This is a genomic window from Vagococcus martis, from assembly GCF_002026305.1.
GTDB classification, from domain to species: Bacteria; Bacillota; Bacilli; order Lactobacillales; family Vagococcaceae; genus Vagococcus; species Vagococcus martis.
In genome coordinates, this window is sequence record NZ_MVAB01000001.1 from 2,126,162 (window position 1) to 2,149,409 (window position 23,248).

Here is a 23,248-nt window from a genome sequence, read left to right on the forward strand (position 1 = left end):
GTATTTTACTTGTAATATATATTTATAGTATAAGAATTAGTTTAATATGGGAGGGTAAAATGAAAAAAATGGTCATAGGTAGTGTACTACTTGGTAGTGTATTTGTGATGTCTGGATGTACGTCAGGCTTAAATACATCGGCAAGTGAAGGTCAAACTACTAAACGCACAGGTGAAATTTCAACGTCTACTACGAATGAGATAAACTATGAAAGTAATCCTATTTTTGAGGGTAGATTAATCGGTGATCCAGTGATAGATAAGAATTCGGTTATTCTATCGTTTGAGTCAGTTGATGCGGTAAATGACCCTGAATCGATCCATGACGTGTTAGATTCAAACGGTGTAGTATTGAATGTTGATAAAACAATCTTTGATAAAACAAAACACAAAGAGAAGTTTAAACAAGGCGCATTAGTAGAATTTACGTTGACCAAAACACCTGCATTGACATATTCGATACCACCCCAAGTCCCTGGAGACTCAATTAAATCAGTACAAATTAAGGATAATTAATATCAAAAAGCATTTGGCAAGTCATGTCAATGCTTTTTTTATGTTTCGTAATGTAAATCAAAATGTTACAATAATAAAATGACACAAGTGAAATGAGGGAATATAGGTGACAGAGTATTTAAACGTTGGGAAAATTGTTAACACACAAGGAATTAAAGGTGAAGTTCGGGTGATTTCTCAAACAGATTTTCCTGAAAAGCGATATAAAAAAGGAACCGTCTTATATCTCTTTCAAGAAGGAAAAGACGTAGTAGAACTAACAATAAAATCACATAGAAAGCATAAAAACTTTGATATCGTGAGCTTTGAAAATCATCCTAATATTAATGATGTTGAAAAGTATCGAGATGGTATTTTAAAAGTTAAAAAAGACGAAGTAGGCCAGTTAGAAGAAAATGCCTTTTATTATCACGAAATAATCGGGTGTGAAGTGGTAGATGAAACAGGTAAACTCTTAGGGACAGTAAAAGAAATTCTATCTCCTGGAGCTAATGATGTATGGGTAGTAAAACACAAAGAACATGGTAAAAAAGATATACTTTTACCTTACATTGAGTCAGTCGTGTTAGACGTTAATGTCACAGATAAAAAGATTACGGTTGAAATTCCAGAAGGGTTGATTGACGATGAGAATTGATGTTTTGACTCTTTTTCCAAGAATGTTTGAAGGCCCACTAACAGAATCGATTTTAGGAAAAGCGATTGATAAAGAGTTATTGAATGTTTATGTTAGAAATTTTCGTGATTTTTCTACCAACAAACATCAACAAGTAGACGACTACCCTTATGGCGGTGGAGCTGGAATGTTACTTAAAGTCCAACCAATTCATGATGCTTTAACATTTATTAAAGAAGATGCACAGACTCAGCCACGCGTCATTTTACTAGACCCAGCAGGAAAACCATTTAATCAACAGATGGCAGAAGAGTTTTCCAAAGAAGAACATTTGGTGTTTATTTGTGGTCATTATGAAGGATATGATGAAAGAATTCGTTCGTTAGTAACAGATGAAGTATCACTTGGAGACTACGTATTAACAGGTGGCGAGCTTGGTGCGATGGTGATGATTGATTCAACAGTCAGATTGTTACCTGAAGTTTTAGGTAATGATGAGTCTGCTAAAACAGATTCGCACTCAACCGGACTGTTAGAACATCCGCAATATACACGACCGGCAAATTATGAAGGAATGGAAGTCCCTCATGTTCTGACAAATGGGAACCACAAATTAATTGAAGAATGGCAGTTAAAAGAGTCGTTAAGACGAACTTTTTTAAGACGACCAGATATGTTAGAATCACTTGACATGACGAAAGAAATGGAAAGATTACTTGAAGAAGTGAAAAAGGAAGAAAAAAGTATTTAGCCACTTTACTGAAAAGAGTAATTATGCTATTATAATTTAGTGAGTCAAATGGCTCATCTATTACAACATTCCGCTGTGCTAAATGCATATGAGTGTTTAGAATAAGGAGAATGTGGACATGAATCCATTAATAGAAGAAATTACAAAAGAACAATTACGCTCTGATATCCCAGCTTTTAGACCTGGTGACACTGTACGTGTACATGCTAAAGTTGTTGAGGGTACTCGTGAACGTATCCAGTTATTTGAAGGTGTTGTAATCAAACGCCGTGGAGCTGGAATTAGCGAAACTTACACTGTACGTAAAATTTCTAATGGTGTTGGTGTGGAACGTACTTTCCCAATCCATACACCACGTGTTGCTCAAATCGAAGTAATCCGTTATGGTAAAGTTCGTCGTGCGAAACTTTATTACATCCGTGCATTACATGGTAAAGCAGCAAGAATTAAAGAAATCCGTCGTTAATCATTTATTAACAGGTGAAGGCTCTATGAAAATAGGGTCTTTTTTTGTATCATTTATATATCAACTCCTTTTTTGAAAATATCATAAATCATAAGAAGAAAAGAAAACCTATCGTACTCGTTTAAATCATGATTATTATGTCGTTTAAAATCTAAATATGATCATATAGTTTTCTCTAAATTTATATAAACTATTATTCTATTAGGATGATAACAGTATTTAACTATGTTATGATATGAAGCAAGAATGCAAAAACAGGAGGTTTATTATGCGAGAGATTATATCACTGGAACCTGTAGAGGAGTTAGTCGTCGAAAGAAATTTGGTACCAGTTGCACTAACAGATGAAACCATGGATGAACGACTTGAAAAAGTAATCAGTAGAATGATAGAGGAAAACTTGGATGCATTAGCCATTTATTGTGATTTAGAACATGGTGGCAATTTTGAATACTTAACAGGCTTTATTACACGTTTTGAAGAAGGATTGCTCGTATTACACAAAAATAAAGATGCCTATTTAATATTAGGTAACGAAAATCTAAATAAAGCATCTAAATCACGTATCAAAGCTAAAGGAATCCATATGCCACATTTATCACTTGCAAATCAACCAATGGATGATGATAAACCAGTTGTAGATTACTTTGAAGAAGCTGGGCTAACAAGTGATATGCAAGTTGGTGTAGTTGGATGGAAATTATTTACTAGTCAATATGGTAATGACAAAACTTATTTTGATTTACCTAATTTTTTAGTTGATGGCCTAAAAGATGTTGTTGGAGAAAACAATCTATCGAATCAAACAGGTCTTTTTATTAATAGTGACACTGGAGCAAGAGTGACAAATAATAGTAATGAAGTTGCGCATTACGAATTTTGGGCACAATTATCTAGTCAAAGTATGTCGAAAGGATTGCAAAAATTTGATGTCGGTGTATCAGAAATGGAAATTGGAGATGTTATGCAAGAAAAAGGTCAGCCAAGAAGTGTCGTGACCATTGCAGCAACAGGCGAACGTTTTGTCAAAGCAAACATGTATCCAACAGATAAAAAAGTGACATTGGGTGATCCGGTATCGATGACAGTTGGCTATAAAGGTGGATTAACCTCAAGAGCAGGGTATGCTGTTGAAAAATCCAGTCAACTTCCAAAAGGGCAAGAGGATTATTTAGATGCTTTAGCTAAACCTTATTTTAATGCTATTGCGACATGGCTTGAGACAATAAAAATCGGGATGACCGGCCAAGAGATGTATGATGTAATAGAAAAAGTGTTACCGCAAGAAAAATACGGATGGCATCTAAATCCAGGTCATTTATTTGCGGATGAGGAATGGCTATCTTCACCAATTTATCCTAACTCTAATATCCAGCTAAAAAGCGGGATGATGTTTCAAACTGATATTATCCCTTCTCTTTCAGGTTATGCTGGGACAAGTTGTGAGAGTGGAATTTTATTAGCCAATAAAGAACTACAAGAAGATATCAAAAAAAACTATCCAGAAATGTATGATAATTTTATGAAACGAAGAGAATTTATTAAAACACAACTAAATATTGATATTAGTGAAGATATATTACCTATGACAGATACAGTGGCTTATTATCGACCATTTTTCTTAGATAAAAAGCAGGCATTAAAACGAAACAAATAAAAAAATCATTATTTATTCCTATTATATTTTTATAATAGGAATTTTTTTTCGTTATAGTGGTACAGATACCTTGTTTGAAAGAAGGAACGAATCATGGATTCACAAACTAACTTTGATGATATCGTGCAAGTCTGTCTGCTTTATGGCAAAATTTTACAAGAGAGCAATGCGACGAGTGATATGATAAATGGAAATATACAAAAAATAATTCACCATCTAAACGTAGAAAATGATGAAATATCAACATTTAATGCTGAAACGAGCTTTGTTATTATTAATCGTCATGATAATACAGTAAAGATGATTCCAGTTGAACGTTCTGGATATAACTTTGAAAAAATACTTCGGGTAGAAAGGGTACTAGATGATTTTTTGGCTAATAAACTAGATACCCAATCTTTTCTAAATGAATTAAGAGTGATTAATAATAAAACCTATTCTTTCCCAAAACGCATAAGAATCATTAGTGCAGCCCTTGTTTGTGGTGGGATGAATGTCATTATGAATGGCTTGAATTGGAATTTTTTGACGACGTTTTTCTTAGGCATGATTGGTTACTGGTTGTATTTAAAAATTAAAGAAACAACAAAAATTAATATCTTTGCGATTTTGTCTTATTCAACCATTATTTGCTTTTTGATTGTTGGTTTAGTCAAGCTTCATATTGTTGTAGAGCCGTATTCGATTTTATTTAGTTGTATCATGCCATTATTACCAGGCACGACATTTGTTAATGCGATTCGTGCCATGATGGATGGTAATTATTTAACAGGCATGATTCAGTCGATGGATGCCTTTAGTACGGCTTTGATGTTAGGTTTACCTGTAGCGATTATATTTTCAAGTGTGTTATAAGGAGATGATTGAATGCTGATTAAATTATTTTTTAGTTTTGTCGCCGGATGTGCGATTGCGATTCTTTATAATATAGAAAAAGATTACACATTGCTATGTGGGTTGTCAGGGATGTTTACGTGGTTCATCTACTATATTTGTACAAAATTGTCCTTTAGTGAGGCGATGTCTTCATTAATAGCGTTGCTAGCGTTAATCTTTCTTTCTCATCTTTTAAGTAAATGGAAAAATGTCTCCAGTCTGGTTTTTAATATGCCAGGAATTATGCCGATAGTCCCTGGAGGATTACTATTTAAAACGTTTAATAATTTAACTGAGAAGCACTATGAAGTAGCGCTACATTACGGATTTCAAGCATGCTTAGTAGGGGGTGCGATTGCGATAGGATTTATTATCAATGAAGCGGTATCTAAAATTTTATTGGCCGCTAAAATAAAAATCGAGGAAGAACCATTTATTAACAAAAAAAATAAATCATCTTAAGAAGTAAAACGGTATCAAATGATAGTCACTTGTAACTTTAAATGTTAGAATGGATAAGATGAGTATTTAAAGTAAGGAAGTGAATAAATGGTTCAAGTTAAAGATATTGTGAATCAACTACATTTGGATGTCTATTCAGGTGATGACTTTTTAAATCGTACTATAGCATCTAGTGAAATATCTAGACCGGGATTGGAATTAACAGGGTACTTTAATTATTATCCGTATGACCGAATCCAAGTTCTAGGGATGAAAGAAATTACCTTTATAGAAAAAATGACATCTGCTGAAAAATCGATGATTTTTAAAAAATTATGCAATGAAGACACACCTTGTTTTGTCATTGCACGAGGTCTAAGCATACCCGAAGAATTAGTTAATGCAGCAAATAAGAAAGAAATACCAATTATACAGTCGACAATTTCTACCTCACGATTGTCTGGGATGATTTCAAATTTCTTAGAAAGTCAATTAGCAGAACGTGTATCGATTCATGGCGTGCTTGTTGAAGTCTATGGATTAGGTGTATTAATTCAAGGAAGTAGTGGTATTGGAAAAAGTGAAACCGGTCTTGAATTAATTAAAAAAGGGCATCGCTTGATTGCAGATGATCGTGTCGATATTTACCGTCAAGATGAACGAACAGTCATAGGTGAGTCACCAAAAATTTTAGAGCATTTAATGGAAATTCGTGGTGTTGGTATTATTGATGTGATGAATTTATTTGGAGCAAGTGCTGTGAGAAATCATGCTCATATCTCACTCGTTGTCAACTTACAAGACTGGAGTGTCGACAACACATTCGACAGGTTAGGATCTGGTACAGAATCAATTGATTTAGCTCATGTTCCAGTACCAAAAATTACGATTCCAGTTTCCAATGGACGTAACGTTGCGACAATCATTGAAGTCGCTGCGATGAACTTTAGAGCTAAAACAATGGGGTATGATGCGACGAAAAAATTTGAAAATAATTTAGCACAATTAATTGCTGAAAATTCTGAGAGTGATAAGGAGTTTGATAAATGATTGCAGCGATAAATCCGACAGCTTTTCATATTTTTGGTATAGGCATTCAGTGGTATGCGGTTATCATCGTGTCAGGAATAGTCCTTGTGTCATGGTTGGCAACCAAAGAGGCTGTTAAAGTTGGATTAAAAGAAGATGATGTCATAGATATGATGTTATGGGCGTTACCTATTTCGATTATCGGGGCAAGGCTATACTATGTTATATTTGAGTGGCAATATTACGCACAGAATCCTATCGAAATTTTTGCGATACGAAATGGTGGGCTTGCAATATATGGTGGATTAATTGCCGGTGGATTGGTACTGTATTTTTACACACGACATCATTTCATTAATACATGGACATTTTTAGATATTGCAGCACCAAGTGTGTTGTTAGCACAAGCAATCGGGAGATGGGGAAACTTCATGAATCATGAAGCCTTTGGAGAAATTACAACCAAAGCGTTCCTTATGAAACTTCATCTACCTAATTTTATTATTGAAAACATGTATATTGATGGGGCGTATAGACAGCCAACGTTTCTATATGAAAGTTCATGGAACGTATTAGGATTTATTATGATAATTTTACTAAGACGAAAAGAACATTTCTTTAAGCAAGGTGAAATAGCTTTAACATATGTTTTATGGTATTCATTTGGGCGTTTCTTCATTGAAGGAATGAGAACAGACAGTTTGATGTTCTTTGGTGGCTTGAGAGTGTCACAAATATTATCTGCTGTTTTATTCTTTGGAGCATTAGCTATTATGATTATTAGACGTCGTAATAAAGAGTTACCATACTATAATCGCTCGTATAGTATTAAATAAGAAGTAAGATGTGAGGCGTTTTCGTCTCTTATCTTACTTCTTTTAGTAACCTATGATAAAATAAGGTTACCAATGTTTTTTTAAAGGAGACAATTAATTTTATGAAACAAAAAATTGCTGTTTTAGGAGCAGGCTCATGGGGCACCGCTCTAGCTATGGTTCTCGTAGAAAATGGTCATGATGTGACGATTTGGGGAAATAAAGAAACGCAAATAAATGAAATAAATGAGAAGCACACAAATACGCATTACTTAAAGGAAATAACGTTACCAACGGAATTAGTGGCAACAATTAATTTAGAAGAAGCGATTAAAGACGCTGATGCTGTATTATTTGTTGTGCCGACAAAAGCGATGCGAGATGTATCGAAACAATTTAATGAAGTTTGTCAAAATAAACCAATTGTCATCCATGCAAGTAAAGGCTTAGAGCAAGACACACATAAACGTATTACTGAAGTACTTGAAGAAGAAATTTCTCCAAGTCATCGTGAAGCGATTGTAGTATTGTCTGGGCCAAGTCATGCTGAAGAAGTGGCTGTAAAAGATGTGACAACAATTACGGCAGCATCAAGCTCAATGGAAGCTGCTGAATACGTTCAAAAGTTATTTTCAAATGATTATTTTAGAGTATATACCAACAGTGATGTGATTGGTGTCGAGATGGGCGCTGCGTTAAAAAATATTATTGCGCTTGGATCTGGTGCTTTAAAAGGGTTAGATTATGGCGATAATGCACGTGCGGCTATTATGACACGTGGATTAGCTGAAATTAGTCGATTAGGTGTGGCAATGGGGGCGAACCCGTTAACATTTATCGGCTTAAGTGGTGTCGGTGATTTAGCTGTAACGTGTGCTAGTGAACACTCTCGTAACTTTAGAGCAGGTTACTTGTTAGGGAAGGGTAACTCTTTAGATGATGTGTTAGATAATATGGGCATGATCGTTGAAGGGGTTTATACGACAAAAGCGGCGTATGAACTAGCGCAAGAAAGACAAATTGAAATGCCAATTACTGAAGCGATTTATGATGTTATTTATAACCATAAAGATGTGTCATCAACAGTTAAAAATATTATGCTTAGAGAACATAAATCTGAGCAGGAATTATAAAGGAGATAGTAAACAATGGTTAAAGTTAAAAAGGCTGTTATTCCAGCAGCAGGGTTAGGAACGCGTTTTTTACCAGCAACAAAAGCAATGGCAAAAGAGATGTTACCAATTGTCGATAAACCAACGATTCAATTTATCGTAGAAGAAGCACTTGCTTCAGGGATTGAAGATATTTTAATCGTCACAGGCAAAGCAAAACGCCCAATCGAAGATCATTTTGATTCAAACTTAGAACTTGAAACAAACTTAAAAGAAAAGGGTAAATTAGAGTTATTAGAGCTTGTTGAAGAAACAACTGGTCTAAACTTACACTTTATTCGTCAATCACATCCTTTAGGGTTAGGTCATGCTGTCTTGCAAGCAAAATCATTTGTAGGCAATGAGCCATTTGTCGTGATGCTAGGTGATGATATTATGGAAGATGATATTCCTTTAACAAAACAATTAATCAATGACTATGATGCGACTCACGCTTCGACACTTGCTGTGATGGAAGTACCAAAAGAAGATGTGTCAAAATATGGCATCATTAACCCAGGTGGTGAAGTAGCTAAAAACTTGTTCAATGTCAAAAATTTTGTAGAAAAACCACCAGTAGAAAAAGCACCAAGTAATATGGCGATTATCGGTCGTTATCTATTAACGCCAGAAATTTTCCAAGTTCTTGAAGAACAAGAACCAGGAGCTGGAGGAGAAATCCAATTAACAGACGCGATTGATACATTAAATAAAACACAACGCGTATTTGCACATAACTTTACCGGAATTCGTTATGATGTTGGTGATAAATTCGGTTATATGAAAACAAGTATTGAATATGGTTTGAAACATCCTCAGATTAAAGATGATTTAGCCCAACTTATTTTAGATTTGAGTGAAGACATCAAAAAAGAAAAAGGCATCACAACAAAAAAAACTGAGAGCAAAAAAACTGAGAAGGAATAATTCCCTTCTCTTTTTCTTGTTTAAAGGAGATTATCATGGAAATAAATAAAGCAATTTTGCACATTATTGATAAAGATTCGGGGCAATTGATTTGTTCACAAGCTGAACTTGACTTACGAGAATTTCATGTGAGTCAGTATATGGAAACTATTTTAAAAAGACTTGATAAAGGGGAATACAAGCATGGGATATTGTCAGAAGACAATGAGATTGTTCCTTTTATTAAAGAAGTGCAAACAGATTTTATTAAGGCAACACAAGATATTGCACAATCGATGTTTGATGTGTTAGCTATTAGTGAGGATGCGCCAAGTGGGGATGTGTTGTTTTTAGATACGCAAGATTCAGAGGACAATCATTCGTTAGTGGTGATTAAATTTAACTATAAGCCACAGTTTACTCATCACGTAACTTATGTAGATGATGTGATGCAAAACAACATCATTTTAAATCGAACAGTGTTTCCTTCAGTAACCCAGAAAATAGATGAGTGTTTTATTGTTAATTTGAATGATTTAGCCACACGAGTGATTGAAAAACGCTACATGTTTGAAGGTGAGAAACGCTTCTACTTTACAGAACGATTACTACAGCTTGATCCACTTCCAACTGTTAGTGAGAAGTTGAAAATTGTTAAAAAGGCAGTTAAACAAGTCGCAAAACGCTACAACGAAGAAGAATATGTCAGCATGAGCCAAGCACAACAAGCTATTTTTGAAAGTATCGAATCTGATGGAATCATTGACACACAAAAAGTGGCAGATGTTGTGTTTAAAGACAACATTTCTGCCAAAGAAGAGTATCAAGAAATTATTGAGAAAACCAAATTCACAGAAGACATTCCAGAAAATATTGTGAAATATGAAAAAAAATACAGTAAACAAAAGTTTAAATTAGCAAATGGGATTGAATTATCCATCCCAAGTGATGTGTTTAACGACCCAAACATGGTTGAATTTATTAATAATCCTGATGGAACCGTATCAGTAATGATAAAAAATATTGAAGAAATCATTAGTAAGTTTTAGTGTGTAAAATGTTTGTCTAAAAACGTCGCCATTGTTTCCATTGTTTCTATTGTTAAAATATGTGGTTCATCAACCCCTGTGTCAAAGACCATTTGTTGTCCAAAAGGTTTATGTCGATAGGTTTCAAAAAAATCGTGACTTGCATGGTATGGTATTTTTTCATCTTTTGTTCCATGCCAAAAATAGATTGGGCGGTCTGCCATTTTTTCTGGTTGAGTATTCAAATCATAGTGTTTTGTCCATGACAAACTATCTTCTAAATCTGGTGGCAACGGGATATTTCTTTGATTACTGTGAAATACTAATCGGTCAATAAATCCTTGATAATCAGGTGTTCCCATTAAGATTGCAGCAGATGTGATATCGGGATGCTTGGTTAGTAATCCAGCACTTGTCATGCCACCCATGGAAAAACCAGCAACAGAAAGTTGGTTATTTAGAACGAATTGTTTTTTATATAAATAATCTTTAATTAGATTAAACTCAATTAAATTATGTTGAATACTAGACCAAAATGCAAATGATGGAATTTTTGAACGATTTTCGACACGTCTTGAGCCATGATACATTGCATCAGGTACAATTACCCGATTATTTAGTTGTGCAAGTTTTCTCGCAGGAGTTAAAGCAAGTTCTTTTGAGGTTTGCCACCCGTGATAAAATACGATGCACGGAAGTTCGTCATATTGATAATTATCAGGAACTACCTCAAGAACTGGAATATGTTCTATCATTCTCTCTTTCGTAATAGTTTTCATAAACATCACTCCTTTTTGTTAAGGGTATCTGTATTTTAGAAAGAATGCAATTTATAAAACTGACAAAAAATAAGGACCAAGTATATAAACTACTTCGTCCTTATTTTTTAAAAACTACCGCTACCTCCACCGTGACTTGTTCCGCTGCCACCCATGTGAGTACTTGACCCATTGCTTGGTGGTGGTTTTGGTATGTGTCTTGTTGTGGTAACGTCAAATACTTTGTTAGTACGTGATTCTGTCAATTCTAGCTGACTCATTTCATAATATGGATAACGATATGTTGCTTTTTTTAGTAGATAATTTCTAGAAATATAAAAATAAAACCCAAGAGCTGACGCAATACCGGCAATACTAGCGATAATAATGGTCACAAACGTAAAAGAAGATTTATCACGAGAAACACGATGTGAATTAGCAGCAGGACCTTGTTGTACGTAGCTTTCTGATTTAGCTAAAACATTTTCTATGGCATCGTAGTAACGACCATCTGCCATATCGCTTGTTGAACTCTCAATAATGTTATCAATACGATTGTCATTGAGTATGTCAATCATACTTCCCGTAGTGGAGATGTGAAATTTACGATGCTCCATGTCGATTAAAAACAGCATACCATTTTTATCATCGCCAAGCCCAAAGCCATTATCATCATAGTAATCATCAGCATATTCTTCCCATGTTTTACCTTTAGTATCATTTGTTGAAACAAAAACAAAATCTTGGTTAGTTTGTTCTTTAAAAGACGTAATCGCTTGTTCAAGCGAATTTTTTTCATCAGAAGAAAGTAACCCAGCGTCATCAAATACACGGGTACTTGCTTCAGCAAAAACAGTCAGAGATGAAAAAGACAGTCCCAAAAGAATCAATGTGAAGAGGTATAGTAAGATAACTCGCTTCTTTAAAATAGTAAATACCCCCCAACTAAAATAAGTAAAGTAACCAAAACACCAATTGAAATAGAAGTGCCGATTAATTTAGGTTTATTTAAAGGTAATTTCCCACTAGTTTTACCTGTCACACCATTCATCGCATAATAAAACGGTTCATCGCTCGTTTCTGATTGATATGTTACTACCCAAACAGGTAAAAGGAGGTATTTATTTGATTGATTGATGATTTGACTATCATGGTAAGTAGTAGAAATGGTCGTAAATCCTTGCATTTCGTTTTCTAAAATATTTTGTGTGTAGTGTGATAACTCACCTGTTAAAGAAGGCTCGATGTCAGAAAACTCAAGATCACGTTTTTCAGCCTGAAAACCAGATAGATATTTTGAATCAAAATTTGTCACATCCGTGAGTGGAAAAGGTTGAACAGACTCAATCATCAATTGTTTAGTGTTCTTTTGTAACGCGTTTTTGATTAAATCTCTAAATTCGATTTTTCCACCGCGTGTTAGTTTATATTTTCTTGTACGAGTGTACTCTGTTTCACCAACACGCCAAACAGTGATTTTTGTTCCAGTTGCATCGACACGTCCTTTTGTAGTGGCATCTGTTTTCCAGTAAGGGAAATAAATGCCAGTGATTTTTTCAATTTGAGACTCGTCAAAAAAATCTTCTGGAATGAATTTTTTTGATTTTGCCCAAGATAAAAATTGCTCTTTAGCTTCATCTTCTGAAATTTTAAAAGGTAGAATATTGTTTGGTAAAAATTCACCACTCACTCTATCTTTCAAGACAACAGGATTATGACAATAATAACAAAATGTTGCAGCCGTTGTATCATCGGTGACTATTTCAGCTCCACAAGAAGGGCAATCATATAGATTAAATAGCTCGCTACTTGTGTGAGTTAAATTTTCAGCTGATTTTTTTTGTGCTGTAGCATCTAGATCTTGCTCATTAAAAACACTTAAACAATATTCACAATGGAATGTTTGATTGCTTGGATCAAATAAAAGAGGACCATCGCAATTTGGACATTTATGAGATATTACATCAGACATAAGCTAACCTCATTTCTTATTATAAAGGCAAGCCTTGGAAAGGAGCCCCACATTCTGGACAGAATTTTGGCATTTGAGTTGTGATTGTCACAACATGATGGCAGTTGGCACATTTCATTTGAATGCCTGAAGATGCTTGTTCAACTGGTTTAGCTTGCCCGCATTCAGAGCAGAATTTCCCAGTGTTTTCTGTTTGATCGTTTGGACAAGTCCAAGTGTCATTATTTGTTTGTTTGGCCTGTTGCTGTTGCATTTGTTCTTGATTTCCTTTAGAACTTTGGCTTAAATAATCACCCGTTGCATTCATTCCCATGCCGACACCCATAAAACCATTGACGCTGCCGTTAGGATTACTACCAGCATCTTGTAAACCTTGTGCCACTGAACCTTGAACAAACCCTTCGCGAATAGATGCATCAGATAACATGGCACCTTTGTTTCTCATATTGATGAGTTCTTGTGAGTCATCTGTATAAGAAATACTTGCGACACCTACACTGACAACTTCCATTCCACGAAGTTTAGTCCACTCTTCATCAAGGGCAGACGCCATGAATTTACTTAGTTCCATACTTTTTGATGGAACGTATGAAATTCGTTCACCCATCATAGACATTTGATTGATTGAAGTTTGTAGGGCGGATAAGAATTCAGATAAAAATTGATCATTGATATCAGAAATGGATACATGATTTTTATTCTTAGGTAACACATTTTTATAGAATAAAATAGGATCTACCACTTTGACAGAATAAGTTCCATGAGCACGTAAAAAGAGTTCTGCATTATAAAAATTATCAAAATAATTTAAAGGACTAGGTGTGCCAAATTTGATGCCTTTAATTTCTTGTAGATTAATGTAAATAACTTGCTGTGTTTGAGGTGGTAGGCCGCCAAACTTGAAACGATTAAAAGATTCTTCAATCGCCCCTTTTAAATTACCAGTAAACATTGAGGGAGCACTAGCATTATTCACTGTGTAGTAGCCTTCCTCAGCGGTAAAATCGATAATTTTTCCACCATCAACTAATAGCATCATAGTGTTTGGGTATACATAGACAACAGAACCATCTGTAATAAATCCATCTGTGCCTTTTTTATTTCCTTGACGTTTACTATCTTTTCTAACTGGAACACCTGTTGTCATAACAGTGTCATCACTTAAATTATATGGCTCAATGACTTCTAACCATTGATCAGCTAAGCCACCGCCAACAGAGTTTACTGCCGCTTTTATTAATCCCATAATTGTCCCTACTTTCGTTTAAAATACTTGATTTAGATAAGTTTACCATAGTTAAAAATCAGCGACAATCGGCCAAAAGAATGATTTATATATTTGCGTTCACCTATTTAAGACATAGCTAGAAATTTTTGTGATTTTAACTTATAATAGAGAAGATTGAAATTAGAGGGGAGTGTTTATGTGGCATATCAAGCATTGTATCGTGAGTGGCGACCACAGACATTTGATGACTTAGTTGGTCAAGGAATTATCACACAAACGTTAAAACATGCCATTATGCAACAAAAAGTGTCACATGCGTACCTCTTTACTGGCCCAAGAGGAACAGGGAAAACCAGTGCGGCAAAAATTTTTGCAAAAGCAATTAACTGTCAGCATTCAGTTAATGGTGAACCGTGTAATGAGTGTGACAATTGTATCGGTATTACAAATGGTCGAATCAATGATGTATTAGAAATTGATGCGGCGAGTAATAACGGGGTAGAAGAAATTCGTGATATAAGAGATAAAGTAAAATATGCCCCAACACAAGTTCCGTATAAAATCTACATCATAGATGAGGTGCATATGTTATCTACAGGTGCATTCAATGCGTTACTAAAAACACTTGAAGAACCACCTGAGCACGTTATTTTTATATTAGCGACAACTGAACCTCACAAAATACCTGCGACCATTATCTCAAGAACACAACGATTTGATTTTAAACGCATTAATACGAGAGATATTGAAAATAGATTAGCTTTTATTTTAAAGGAAAAAGAAATCAGCTTTGATGAACAGGTCCTAAAAATAGTCGCACGTTCTGCTGAAGGCGGTATGAGGGATGCGTTAAGTATTTTAGATCAGCTTATTTCATTTAGTGATGGGACATTAAGTGTGGCAGATGCGTTAGAAGTTACTGGTAGTTTAACTAGTCAAATGATGGATGATTATTTTTTTGCTTGCTTTAATCACGATACACAAAAAGCATTAGGGTTAGTAGATGATATGTTAAATGAAGGAAAAGAGAGCAATCGGATTGTTGAGAATTTATTAATTCATTGCCGTGACGTCTTAATGTATCAACAAGCACCTAACGTTGTTGAAAGTCAATTACCAACTATTAGTGAGTCGTTTAAACGCTTGAGTCAAGATATTAATAGTAGTATATTGTACAGTTGGATTGAAGAATTAAACGATATACAAAAAAATATGAAGTTTACCTCTCAACCATCGATTTATTTAGAAGTGTTAACCATTAAACTATCTGAAACTTCTGCTAAAAAAGAGATACATCGACCAGCCGTAGAGAGTCGTGATGAGGTAAGTATATCAGGTGAAGTATCTGCAGATTATCAAGAATTAATTCAAAAAGTTCAACTACTAGAACAAAAAATTGAACGGTTACAAGAAAATGGTGGTCAGGTACAAGAGAAGAAGCAAAAAAGTAGTACTTCTCGTAACAAACAACCATTATACAAAGTACCAACTGAAAGAGTCTACCAAGTGTTAGAAAAAGCAACGAAAGATCATTTGGTAAGTGTACGTGATGTTTGGGTGGATTTATTGCAATTACTATCTGTAACACAACGTGCGATGCTTAAAGCTTGTGAACCTGTCGCAGCAAGTGAAACAGGATTAGTCATCGCTTTTGAGTATGATATTTTATGTCAAAAAGCGAGTAATGATGAAGAATTGCAAGAGGCAGTGTATAATAGTCTTAATAAACTAATTGGTTATACACCAAGTTTAATTAGTATCCCTAAAGATAACTGGAAAGAACTAAGACAGCAATTTATTTCACAGACAGATGTGACAAAACCAGAAACTAAAGAGGATACGCCTGATGAGGATATACTCATTAGCGAAGCAAAAAAAATGTTCGGTGAACAAGCAATTGAAGTAGTAGAAGATTAAAACAATAGAAACGGAGACGATAATTATGATGCGTGGAATGGGAAATATGCAAGGAATGATGAAACAAGTTCAAAAAATGCAAAAAGAGATGGCTGAGGCAAAAGAAACATTAGATGCACAAGTATTTGAAGCTGAAGCAGGAAATGGTTTAGTAAAAATCACCATGACTGGTGAGAAAAAAGTAACAAATATCGAAATTAAACCAGATATTTTAGACCCAGAAGATCCAGAGATGGTTCAAGATTTAGTCTTAGATGCAACAAATAAAGTAATTGAGAAGATTGATGCTGAAACAGAACGAGTAATGGGGAAATACGCAAAAGCCATTCCAGGATTATAATAATTAAAAGAAAACAGGGAGGAGACTTCCTGTTTTTTGACAGAAAAAGGAGGGTTTTGCATGCAATATCCAGCGCCAATTGCAAAGTTAATTGATAGTTATATGAAATTACCTGGTATAGGGGCAAAGACTGCAACACGTCTAGCTTTTTATACATTGAATATGAAAGAAGAAGATGTAACTGATTTTGCCAAAGCATTGATTAGTGTGAAAAGAGATTTACATTTTTGCGAAATTTGTGGCAATATAACAGAGGAAAAATCGTGTGATATATGTCGAAATCCTAATCGTGATCAATCAACCATTTTAGTCGTTGAAGAAACAAAAGATGTCATGTCTTTAGAAAAGGTTAGAGAGTATAAAGGCCTTTATCATGTATTACATGGTGTGTTGTCTCCAATGGATGGAACAGGACCTGATGACTTAAACATTGCTAGTTTAATCAAACGTTTACACAATAATGAGGTAGAAGAAGTCATTATTGCAACTAATGCGACAACTGATGGTGAAGCCACTGCTATGTATCTTTCACGATTAATCAAACCATCTGGTATTAAGGTGACTCGTCTAGCTCATGGGTTATCTGTGGGTAGTGACATTGAATATGCTGATGAGATTACATTATTAAAAGCAGTTGAAGGCCGAACTGAGTTATAACGAAGGAGAAAATATGGTGGAAAAAGGATTATTTATTACGATTGAAGGGCCTGATGGTGCGGGAAAATCAACCGTTATAAAAAAATTAGTTGAAATATTATCAAGAGAATTGTCTCAATCAATAGTCACTACAAGAGAACCAGGTGGCATTCCCATTTCTGAAAAAATTCGGGAAGTCATTTTAAATCCAACACATACTATGATGGATGAGCGAACAGAAGCATTGCTTTATGCAGCAGCTAGACGTCAACATCTAATTGAAAAAATACTTCCGGCATTAGACTCTGGAAACATGGTATTTTGTGACCGATTTATTGACAGCTCGATTGCGTATCAAGGTGCTGCTAGAGGAATCGGAGTGAAAGAAGTTCGTCAAATGAATGATTTTGCGATTGAAGGTCATTATCCCGATTTGACTCTTTACTTAGATGTAGAAGCATCAGTTGGTTTAAGTCGTATCAACAAAGGACGTAAAGAAGAAGAGTTAGACCGATTAGATAAAGAATCTTTAGCATTTCATGAGAAAGTAAGAGCGGCTTATTTAGATCTTTTAGAGGAAGAACCAAATAGGATTAAAAAAATCGATGCGAGTGAATCAATAGAAAACGTCGTAAATAATTGTTATACTTTAATTAAAGAAACATATCCAATGCTATTTACTAAATAATAAAAAGGGTGATCACAATGAAATTACTACTAGCCATTATCCAAGATAAAGACAGCTCTCGCTTGCAAAATAAGTTTAATAAAGAAAATGTCCGCGCAACGAAACTATCAACAACAGGTGGATTTTTAAAATCAGGTAATACAACGTTTATTATTGGGATTGAAGATGAGCGAGTGGAAGAGGTTTTATCCATCATAAAATCTGTTTGTCATTCTAGAGAACAATACATGACACCACCAATTTCTTTAGATATTGCAATGGACGCTCATTCAACTCATCCAATCGAAATACAAGTTGGCGGTGCAACGGTGTTTGTTCTTCCAGTTGAAGGGTTTTATCATTTCTAATGAGTACCATAAAAGAAACGGTTAAACTGCACCAACCATTACTTTTTGAAAAACTAAGTAAAGTGTTTCATGAGAAATCGTTAAGCCATGCTTATATCATTCAAGGAAGTAATACTGAAGAAGAAAAAAGTGTTGCGTTGTTCATGAGTCAAGGTTTATTTTGTGAGTCGCCTAGTAATGATGGTAGTCCTTGTGGTGCGTGTCGTTCTTGTCTAAGGATTGAGCAAGATGAACATGCCGATATAGCCAGTATTGAGCCAGATGGTCAGACGATAAAAGTAGATCAAATCAGACAAACAAAATCATTTTTTACAAGTAGTGGTGTTGAATCACGAAAAAAAGTGTTGATTATCTGTGAATCTGAAAAAATGACCGTCCAATCTGCCAACAGTTTATTGAAGTTTATCGAAGAGCCAGATGGAGAGTTATATATTTTCTTTTTGACGAATAATGCGATGGCATTGTTACCAACTATTCAGTCAAGATGCCAGTTGATTGTCTTGAAAAAAATAGCAAAAGACTACTTAAAAGAACAATTAAGTGAGTTGTCTTCTGGAAATACTGAGTTGTTATTAGAGTTAACAAATTCAGTTGAAGAGGCAATAGAACTTAATGAAGACGAGTGGTTTAATGAGACAAAATCATTGTTAAATAGATGGTTAGAGTATTTAGAGAAAAAGGACTCTCGTTCGTTTATTTTTGTCCAACAATACTTAGTGAAACATACACAAGATAAAAATCAACAGAAGGATTTGTTTGATATGTTGATTGCGATGATGAAACTAAAGATGAGAAAACAGATAGATACACAGTTTTCTAATAGTGTCGACTATGTTAGAATGATTATGATTGCTACTGAAGCAAAACAAAAACTAACATCAAACGTTAGTTTTCAGAATACATGTGAACAACTAGCTTTGAGAATTATGACATCTCATTAGGAGGAATGCACTGTGGTAGAAGTAGTTGGCGTACGTTTTAAACAATCTGGACGAATTTATTATTATTTACCTAAAAAAGGTGAACAATATAGCTATAGAGAAAAAGTAGTGGTTGAGTCTCAAAAAGTGAAAAATGTGGCGGAAATCGCGCTTCCCAATAAAGAAGTTGAAAAACAAGACTTACCAGAAGATTTAAACACGATTCTGCAAATTGCAACTGATAAACAACTAGAACAAGTTGAGAAAAATAAACAAGACGCATTAGCTGCTTTTGATATAACGAAAGAAAAAATCAAAGAACATGGACTAGACATGAAGTTAGTAGATGTAGAATACACACTCGATAGAAGTAAAATGATGTTTAGTTTTACAGCTGACGGACGAATTGATTTTCGTGAGCTAGTAAGAGACTTAGCGTCAATGTTTAAAACACGTATTGAGTTGAAACAAATTGGTGTAAGAGATGAAGCAAAAAAACTTGGAGGAATCGGTCCATGTGGACGTCCATTATGTTGTAGCACATTCTTAGGAGATTTTGTTCCAGTGTCCATTAAAATGGCTAAAGACCAAAACTTATCATTGAACCCAGCTAAAATTTCTGGCCTGTGTGGTCGTTTAATGTGTTGTTTAAACTATGAAAATGATGAGTATGTCAGATTAAGAAAAATGATGCCCGATTTTGGTGAGAGAATTGAAACACCTGACGGAACAGGGAAGGTTATTGGTTTAAATTTACTCAGTGAAGTTATTAAAGTTAAACTAACTTCAAGAGAAACACCAGTTGAATATCAGTATGATGAATTAGTAATGAGTCAAACAGAAAATGGTTAAAGAGGAAGAATAGCATGGATAAAATAAAATTATATGATGAGTTAGTCAATGTAGAGCGTCAATTAGAAACCATGTTATATCAAGTGAAAGAGATGAAGCCTGTTTTAGATGATTTAATCGAAGAGAATTTAAATCTGAAACTAGAAAACCAACATCTGCATGATAAGTTAGATAAATTAGAAAAACAAGAAGTAGCAGAGGATGGCAGACAAGAATTATCTAAATCAAGACTAAACTTAGAAAAATTATATGAGCAAGGATTTCATGTTTGTAAAGACTTTTATGGTTCTAGACGTGAAAATCAAGAAGAGTGTGTTTTTTGTTCAAGTATGATTTATGGTAAATAAGCTGGTAGGGTTACTCCTCCCGGCTTTTTTAAGGAGGGAAAATGATGAACAAACAAAAGAGTTTTTCTACACAAGAATATGGTAAATTATATCTCGTTCCAACGCCAATTGGAAATTTAGAAGACATCACATTTCGTGCTGTTCGATTGTTAAAAGAAGTTGATTTAATCGCAAGTGAAGACACTAGAAATACTCAGAAGTTGTTAAATCATTTTGAGATAAAAACAAAACAAATTAGTTTACATGAACATAACTCACATGAAAGAATTCCTTCTTTAATCGAGACGTTAAAATCTGGACAGGATATTGCACAAGTAAGTGATGCTGGGATGCCTTCAATCAGCGACCCAGGACATGATTTAGTTTTGGCTTGTATCGAACAGCATATTTCTGTAGTGTCAATCCCCGGTGCAACAGCTGGTATGACAGCTTTAATAGCTAGTGGTTTATCACCGCAACCGTTTTATTTTTATGGTTTTTTACCAAGGAAAAAAAAAGAACAGCTTGAAACGTTGCAAGAATTGAATCAGATAAGTGGCACGATTATATTTTATGAGTCACCTTATCGTGTGTTAAAAACGATAGAAAATATTGGAACAGCATTTACCACAGAAACTAACATTGTTCTGTGCCGTGAATTGACAAAACTGCATGAAGAGTATATTCGCGGAAGCGTAGAAGAAGTAGTTGCATATTTATCGGAAAATACGATTAAAGGAGAATGTTGTTTACTCGTTGAAAATATACAAGCAAAGTCACAAGAAGAAGGATTTGATTCTGATTTATCTCTAATAGAACACGTAAATCTAGTCGTTGACCTAGAAGAAATATCTGTGAAAGATGCGATTAAAGAGGTTGCTAAAATTAGAGGATTAAAAAAACAAGAAGTATATAAAGAATATCATAGCTAAATTGAGATAAAGTGATGTTTTCAAGACCAAAGAGATATACCGAAAAATCTTGCATAATAATGACTGTGTGATATAATTTCATTATATATGTACAATTTCTATAATCAACTTTTTATGCTTAATTATAGAATTAAATACAAAAGAAGATAGGTAAATATAGTGAGGTGAAAGTTGGTTGTTTAATAGATGGCTAAGAAGACAAGACGATAATGCTGACAAGGATTATGAGGAAGAGTATAGTTCAGAGGAACTTCCCCAAACAACGAATGAGTTGTTTTATGATACGGAAGATAGTGATGATGACTATTATTATTACTATTATTATGAGGAAGAAGTAGCGGAAGAAAATGAGAATCCTAGTATTCCTATTATTTCTGAAAATGATAGTAATGAAGAAGACGTGGATGATTTATATGATGAATCGAATCAATTTTATACAGAATCTTCATTTACAAGTAATACCATTACTCCAGCGAAAGAGGATCTATCTGTTGGTATCGATACGAGTAATCAATTTGATAAGCTAGTGTTGGAGAATGAGCAGCTTAAAGCCCAAATTGATCAATTGTTAATTGAAAAAGATGGTTACGTAAAAGAAACTGCTGAATCGGAAAAAATAAAAGAGCATAATGAGTTGTTACGAAGTCAAATTACAGGGTATGAGACGATTCTTGATGAAAAACAACAGCTGGAAAGAAAGCTATTAGAGTTTAATCATACAAAAGAAGAAAATAGTTTATTAAAAGATGAAAATGATAAATTAAAAGCTAGTTTAGAAGAAAAAGATCAACAATTATCATCCATTGAATTAGAAGTTAAGAACAAAGATGAAGAAATTATTGATCTGGTCAATGAACTAGAAGTGGCAAATAGTAAATTAAAAGAAACAACAGACTCAGAATCAACAAGAGTTAGCAAAATTGAAGAATTAACAACTAAGTTATCTGAAGCAGAAACTGAAATAGTGGAGTTAACTAGCAAGTTATCAATAAAAGATGAAGATGTTTTACGCTTAGCTGCTGAGTCAAATGAAAAAGATGATGAAGTTCAAGTTCTACAAAACGAAATATCTGAAAAAGAATCAACTGTTAATCAATTAATGGGTGAATTAAAAGAAGCACAAGAATCAATTGCATCATTGAGTGCTGCAATGAAAGAGTTAAGAGAAAATCAACAAGTAGATCATATGGATGAGACTATTGCAAGTCTTGAAACACAATTATCTAGTAAAGAGTCTATCATTGCGACAAACAAAGAAGTAATTGATACATTAACCGAAGAGAACAATCAATTAGTAGTGAAATTAAAAAATGTTGAAGATGAGTTGAGCAACACGACAGTTGAATTGCTAGAATTAAAAGATGTTCAGAGAGCATTAACTGAATTACAAGATGAACTCCAACAATCAAAAGAATTAGAATTAAAATTGACTAGTGAATATAAAAAAGAACAAGATATAGCACAAGTTGCTAATGAAAAACGTGAGAAAATGGAACAGGAGTTAAATCAAATGACTGAAAATCTTGAAAATCAATTAAGCAAAACTGAAAAATTAGAAAAAGAGCTAGCTGAATTACGTGAAAGTCAACGTATTATTGATGAGTTAGAGCAACAAATTAATGGTATGAAATCTCAACAAGAACGTTTAACTGAAAGTTTAACTGATTTAAGTAGTGAAAAAAATCGTGCAAAAGAATTAGAAGATGAAGTTCAACGTTTACGTGCTGAAAAATCATCGCCAGAAGTGGAGTTACTTCAAGAAGAACTAAGGCAAACAAAAGAACAATTGAGACGCGCTAAAGCTCAACAACAAATGGGCATGAATCAATCAGATATAGCACAAGTAATGATTGAGGCTCAATCGAAAGCTCGTGAAATTGTGGAAACTGCCAATCAAGAAGCTAAGCGTAGAATTGTCGATGCTGAATCTGAGTTAAGTACAATTAGCCAAGAAGCTCGTAATTATTATCGAAAATTAGAGACAATTAAATATGAATCTGAGAGTGTCTTTTCTGAGTTATTAAGAAAACTAGAGTCAATTGGGGATATTGACCGCATTTAGTCAAGGAAAAAGGGGGAAC

General features: G+C 34.3%; 26 protein-coding genes. 22 read left to right on the forward strand and 4 right to left on the reverse strand.

Features of this window, described 5'->3' with window-relative positions; genetic code table 11:
* Nucleotides 1–59 precede the first annotated feature (59 nt).
* The 12 genes from BW731_RS10355 to BW731_RS10410 all read left to right on the forward strand — a co-directional run bounded on the left by BW731_RS10355 (nucleotide 60) and on the right by BW731_RS10410 (nucleotide 10,272).
* Nucleotides 60–515, forward strand: a complete 456-nt coding sequence (locus tag BW731_RS10355; RefSeq protein ID WP_079347937.1) for a hypothetical protein — start codon at nucleotides 60–62, stop codon at nucleotides 513–515.
* 106 nt (nucleotides 516–621) lie between these two features.
* Nucleotides 622–1,152, forward strand: a complete 531-nt coding sequence (gene rimM, locus BW731_RS10360; RefSeq protein ID WP_079347939.1) for a ribosome maturation factor RimM — start codon at nucleotides 622–624, stop codon at nucleotides 1,150–1,152.
* Nucleotides 1,142–1,882 carry a tRNA (guanosine(37)-N1)-methyltransferase TrmD gene (gene trmD / locus BW731_RS10365; protein WP_079347941.1) on the forward strand — a complete coding sequence of 247 codons (741 nt, stop codon included), beginning with the start codon at nucleotides 1,142–1,144 and terminating at the stop codon, nucleotides 1,880–1,882. Before rimM ends, trmD begins: the two co-directional genes overlap by 11 nt.
* A 118-nt stretch (nucleotides 1,883–2,000) precedes the next feature.
* The gene (gene rplS / locus BW731_RS10370; RefSeq protein ID WP_079347943.1) at nucleotides 2,001–2,348 is read left to right on the forward strand and encodes a 50S ribosomal protein L19; all 348 of its coding nucleotides are present in this window, start codon (nucleotides 2,001–2,003) and stop codon (nucleotides 2,346–2,348) included.
* 277 nt (nucleotides 2,349–2,625) lie between these two features.
* Nucleotides 2,626–4,005, forward strand: coding sequence for a M24 family metallopeptidase (locus BW731_RS10375; RefSeq protein WP_079348630.1), 1,380 nt, complete (start codon nucleotides 2,626–2,628; stop codon nucleotides 4,003–4,005).
* A 93-nt stretch (nucleotides 4,006–4,098) separates the two neighbouring features.
* Nucleotides 4,099–4,860 carry a threonine/serine exporter family protein gene (locus BW731_RS10380; RefSeq protein ID WP_079347945.1) on the forward strand — a complete coding sequence of 254 codons (762 nt, stop codon included), beginning with the start codon at nucleotides 4,099–4,101 and terminating at the stop codon, nucleotides 4,858–4,860.
* Between the two features lie 12 nt (nucleotides 4,861–4,872).
* Nucleotides 4,873–5,343, forward strand: a complete 471-nt coding sequence (locus tag BW731_RS10385; RefSeq protein ID WP_079347947.1) for a threonine/serine exporter family protein — start codon at nucleotides 4,873–4,875, stop codon at nucleotides 5,341–5,343.
* Nucleotides 5,344–5,430: 87 nt separating this feature from the next.
* Entirely contained in the window at nucleotides 5,431–6,372 is a 942-nt protein-coding gene (gene hprK, locus BW731_RS10390; protein WP_079347949.1) for an HPr(Ser) kinase/phosphatase, read from the forward strand.
* On the forward strand, nucleotides 6,369–7,187 hold the full coding sequence (gene lgt, locus BW731_RS10395; RefSeq protein WP_079347951.1) for a prolipoprotein diacylglyceryl transferase: 819 nt from the start codon (nucleotides 6,369–6,371) through the stop codon (nucleotides 7,185–7,187). Before hprK ends, lgt begins: the two co-directional genes overlap by 4 nt.
* 101 nt (nucleotides 7,188–7,288) lie before the next feature.
* Nucleotides 7,289–8,299 (forward strand): NAD(P)H-dependent glycerol-3-phosphate dehydrogenase, encoded by a 1,011-nt coding sequence (locus BW731_RS10400; RefSeq protein WP_079347953.1) that lies wholly within the window; start codon nucleotides 7,289–7,291, stop codon nucleotides 8,297–8,299.
* A 15-nt stretch (nucleotides 8,300–8,314) separates the two neighbouring features.
* The gene (gene galU, locus BW731_RS10405; protein ID WP_071457146.1) at nucleotides 8,315–9,244 is read left to right on the forward strand and encodes a UTP--glucose-1-phosphate uridylyltransferase GalU; all 930 of its coding nucleotides are present in this window, start codon (nucleotides 8,315–8,317) and stop codon (nucleotides 9,242–9,244) included.
* 35 nt (nucleotides 9,245–9,279) lie between these two features.
* Nucleotides 9,280–10,272 carry a nucleoid-associated protein gene (locus BW731_RS10410; protein WP_079347955.1) on the forward strand — a complete coding sequence of 331 codons (993 nt, stop codon included), beginning with the start codon at nucleotides 9,280–9,282 and terminating at the stop codon, nucleotides 10,270–10,272.
* Here the strand turns inward: BW731_RS10410 and BW731_RS10415 are convergent.
* From BW731_RS10415 to BW731_RS10430, 4 genes are all read right to left on the reverse strand, one after another.
* Nucleotides 10,269–11,030: an alpha/beta fold hydrolase gene (locus tag BW731_RS10415; RefSeq protein WP_158080209.1), complete on the reverse strand. Its 762-nt coding sequence runs from the start codon at nucleotides 11,028–11,030 to the stop codon at nucleotides 10,269–10,271. The genes BW731_RS10410 and BW731_RS10415 overlap by 4 nt on opposite strands.
* Nucleotides 11,031–11,137: 107 nt before the next feature.
* Nucleotides 11,138–11,890, reverse strand: a complete 753-nt coding sequence (locus BW731_RS10420; protein WP_158080210.1) for a TPM domain-containing protein — start codon at nucleotides 11,888–11,890, stop codon at nucleotides 11,138–11,140.
* Between the two features lie 41 nt (nucleotides 11,891–11,931).
* Nucleotides 11,932–12,981 (reverse strand): TFIIB-type zinc ribbon-containing protein, encoded by a 1,050-nt coding sequence (locus tag BW731_RS10425; RefSeq protein ID WP_079347961.1) that lies wholly within the window; start codon nucleotides 12,979–12,981, stop codon nucleotides 11,932–11,934.
* Between the two features lie 19 nt (nucleotides 12,982–13,000).
* Nucleotides 13,001–14,227 carry an SPFH domain-containing protein gene (locus BW731_RS10430; RefSeq protein WP_079347963.1) on the reverse strand — a complete coding sequence of 409 codons (1,227 nt, stop codon included), beginning with the start codon at nucleotides 14,225–14,227 and terminating at the stop codon, nucleotides 13,001–13,003.
* Nucleotides 14,228–14,407: 180 nt separating this feature from the next.
* Between BW731_RS10430 and dnaX the strand changes: the two genes are divergently transcribed.
* From dnaX to BW731_RS10480, 10 genes are all read left to right on the forward strand, one after another.
* Entirely contained in the window at nucleotides 14,408–16,126 is a 1,719-nt protein-coding gene (dnaX, locus tag BW731_RS10435) for a DNA polymerase III subunit gamma/tau (protein WP_079347965.1), read from the forward strand.
* 25 nt (nucleotides 16,127–16,151) lie between these two features.
* Nucleotides 16,152–16,466, forward strand: coding sequence for a YbaB/EbfC family nucleoid-associated protein (locus BW731_RS10440; protein WP_079347967.1), 315 nt, complete (start codon nucleotides 16,152–16,154; stop codon nucleotides 16,464–16,466).
* Between the two features lie 60 nt (nucleotides 16,467–16,526).
* Nucleotides 16,527–17,123 (forward strand): recombination mediator RecR, encoded by a 597-nt coding sequence (gene recR, locus BW731_RS10445; protein ID WP_079347969.1) that lies wholly within the window; start codon nucleotides 16,527–16,529, stop codon nucleotides 17,121–17,123.
* A gap of 16 nt (nucleotides 17,124–17,139) precedes the next feature.
* On the forward strand, nucleotides 17,140–17,790 hold the full coding sequence (gene tmk, locus BW731_RS10450; RefSeq protein ID WP_332881443.1) for a dTMP kinase: 651 nt from the start codon (nucleotides 17,140–17,142) through the stop codon (nucleotides 17,788–17,790).
* A gap of 17 nt (nucleotides 17,791–17,807) precedes the next feature.
* On the forward strand, nucleotides 17,808–18,137 hold the full coding sequence (locus BW731_RS10455; protein WP_071457136.1) for a cyclic-di-AMP receptor: 330 nt from the start codon (nucleotides 17,808–17,810) through the stop codon (nucleotides 18,135–18,137).
* The gene (locus BW731_RS10460; RefSeq protein ID WP_079347973.1) at nucleotides 18,137–19,078 is read left to right on the forward strand and encodes a hypothetical protein; all 942 of its coding nucleotides are present in this window, start codon (nucleotides 18,137–18,139) and stop codon (nucleotides 19,076–19,078) included. Before BW731_RS10455 ends, BW731_RS10460 begins: the two co-directional genes overlap by 1 nt.
* Nucleotides 19,079–19,090: 12 nt before the next feature.
* A complete protein-coding gene (locus BW731_RS10465; protein ID WP_079347975.1) occupies nucleotides 19,091–19,909 on the forward strand; it encodes a PSP1 domain-containing protein in 819 nt (272 codons plus the stop codon).
* A 14-nt stretch (nucleotides 19,910–19,923) separates the two neighbouring features.
* Nucleotides 19,924–20,256 (forward strand): initiation-control protein YabA, encoded by a 333-nt coding sequence (locus BW731_RS10470; RefSeq protein WP_071457134.1) that lies wholly within the window; start codon nucleotides 19,924–19,926, stop codon nucleotides 20,254–20,256.
* A 44-nt stretch (nucleotides 20,257–20,300) separates the two neighbouring features.
* Complete coding sequence (rsmI, locus tag BW731_RS10475) at nucleotides 20,301–21,167, forward strand: 16S rRNA (cytidine(1402)-2'-O)-methyltransferase (RefSeq protein ID WP_079347977.1); 867 nt, start codon at nucleotides 20,301–20,303, stop codon at nucleotides 21,165–21,167.
* A 175-nt stretch (nucleotides 21,168–21,342) separates the two neighbouring features.
* Nucleotides 21,343–23,229, forward strand: a complete 1,887-nt coding sequence (locus BW731_RS10480) for a coiled-coil domain-containing protein (protein ID WP_079347979.1) — start codon at nucleotides 21,343–21,345, stop codon at nucleotides 23,227–23,229.
* The last annotated feature ends 19 nt before the right edge of the window (nucleotides 23,230–23,248 follow it).